Source organism: Enterobacter cloacae complex sp. P18RS (genome assembly GCF_014982105.1).
Lineage (GTDB): Bacteria > Pseudomonadota > Gammaproteobacteria > Enterobacterales > Enterobacteriaceae > Enterobacter > Enterobacter hormaechei_C.
On sequence record NZ_JADCKV010000070.1, the window covers coordinates 1 to 934 of the forward strand.

The following is a 934-nucleotide window of genomic DNA, read 5'->3' on the forward strand; positions in this document are numbered from 1 at the left end:
TTTAGTGGTAACTTATCCAAATATAACTGAAAAATATGCTTATATTGTTACAGTTAAAGTTTGTGTTATTGCATTAAATTATAGAGGTAGCCTTAAGATAGTTAAAAATGCTGAGTCAAACTTAGCTAATGTTGATATATTATATATTTTTCGTATGCTGAAAAGAAGTGAATACCTTCCAGCAATAGAAAAATTCATTGGCGAGAAGATCAATTTACCCAACGGGCTTATTTATGCATTCTGCGAGGATATATTTAAAAAAATTCCTCAGGATTTAGCTCACAATATTTACATTAATGCAATGAGAGGCAGAACGACAAGTGATGATATTGTAAGCTTTGTTAATTGCCTTCCTAGTTGCCTTCGTGTGTTGGGAATGTCATCTGCTTTATCAAGTGTTCAACGTAAAAAGATCCTCACGGTTTTGGGGATAGTGTAGAGATGCTTAACTTTATGTGATCATTGTTCTCTCTGGAGGGAGTCATATGTATAGTCCATATCTATATGGTCGTGGTTCTGAGCTGTTAGCGCTAAGAGAATTGGCAGCAAGTTGTACTAATGCTGAGTTGTTTATACCGATAATTGAACCTGTGCTAACCAAAACCGATAAACTTATACGTTGTTTAGAGATACTTTCAGAGAAAAACAAGAGGGTCATGTTAGTCATCAATCCAAAACAGCATGAGTTTAGTAAAGATATAGAGGCTCGAAGAAAATTTGTAGCAACGATTAAAAATAATTTAGATAAATGTAAAACGCTTATCCCCACCCTTATAGTTGACTCAAGTGTAGCAATTGAAACCCTTAATGGTTTCTTAAAAGCATTTGAAGGTTCAAATGTTGCTTTAATATACAACAAGCCAAGTATTAGCGATGTGGAATTTTCCAAGTTAACAAAATTAAAATTTATTGAATTTCATATCACTATTGATGG

General features: G+C 33.3%; 1 protein-coding gene and 1 pseudogene. Both read left to right on the forward strand.

The window, feature by feature from the left end; all coding sequences use genetic code 11:
- A pseudogene (locus INF61_RS22755) lies at positions 1-439 on the forward strand (hypothetical protein); the annotation flags it as partial.
- Positions 440-485: 46 nt separating this feature from the next.
- Positions 486-934 (forward strand): sce7725 family protein (locus INF61_RS22760; RefSeq protein ID WP_193548158.1); only part of this gene is annotated, 449 nt, incomplete at its 3' end.